The sequence below is a fragment of the Mesorhizobium sp. M8A.F.Ca.ET.165.01.1.1 genome (genome assembly GCF_004792065.1).
GTDB lineage: Bacteria > Pseudomonadota > Alphaproteobacteria > Rhizobiales > Rhizobiaceae > Mesorhizobium.
In genome coordinates this window covers 1-377 of record NZ_SRTH01000105.1, presented here as the reverse complement: position 1 = coordinate 377, position 377 = coordinate 1, and the positions used below count along the sequence as shown (strand labels likewise).

The following is a 377-nucleotide window of genomic DNA, read 5'->3' as shown; positions in this document are numbered from 1 at the left end:
CAAGCAGCAGCGACTGCCGGAACATGATCGCGCCTTCCTGCTCCCACAGATCGAAATGGCCGAACAGCATCTGCTCGTTGATGAGCGACAACAGCCGCATCACTTCGAGCGCGCGCGTCTCCGACACCTTGATGTCGAAAGCGCAGGCCAGATGCAGCGCCTCGAAATCCTCCATCCAGGAAAAGGAGACGTGATAGTCGGTCCAACTGCCGGCCACCGAGATGGAAATCTCGTCGTCGCCGGCGCGCTCGAAGGACCAGTCATTGTTGTGCGCCACCTGCTCGATGACATCCACCGGGTGGATTTCGCGGGAGAATTCGAGTGCGAGGAGTTCCATGAATGCTTCCTGTGTTCAGGGGAGCGCCACACGCTCCGCG

At 59.9% G+C, this 377-nt stretch carries 1 protein-coding gene; it reads right to left on the bottom strand.

All coding sequences use genetic code 11. From position 1 onward, the window contains the following. On the bottom strand, window positions 1–337 hold a 337-nt coding region (locus tag EN808_RS35300; RefSeq protein WP_189524249.1), incomplete at its 3' end, for a YbjN domain-containing protein. Between the last annotated feature and the right edge of the window lie 40 nt (window positions 338–377).